Source organism: Erwinia sp. V71, from assembly GCF_965644245.1.
Taxonomy (GTDB): domain Bacteria; phylum Pseudomonadota; class Gammaproteobacteria; order Enterobacterales; family Enterobacteriaceae; genus Erwinia.
The window spans coordinates 1-252 of sequence record NZ_CBFFRK010000328.1; the positions used below are offsets into that span (position 1 = coordinate 1).

Genomic DNA, 252 nt, shown 5'->3' on the forward strand with positions numbered 1-252 from the left:
GTTCCGGCAGCCTTCAGTGGTCTTTGCAGAGTTAAGACAGGCGGCTTAGCGTTGCACTTCGAACTTGAATCCGCCTTGTCCTTGATTTATTATGCTATGTACAGTTCGTGTAAGTGGGCTGAATCATTCAATCCAATTACTCAATCTACCGATTTGCCGCTGTACAAACAACAACCTAAGGAAGGTGCGATTTAATCGTCAATTATGAGAACATAACCCTTTCTTTGACATAGACTTTTCACGATGCCCGCT

Annotated in this window: 1 protein-coding gene; it reads left to right on the top strand. The window is 43.7% G+C overall.

The window, feature by feature from the left end; genetic code table 11:
- Window positions 1-195, top strand: a 195-nt coding sequence (locus ACSZO1_RS22835; RefSeq protein ID WP_437616699.1) for a hypothetical protein, incomplete at its 5' end; no start/stop codon positions are given.
- Between the last annotated feature and the right edge of the window lie 57 nt (window positions 196-252).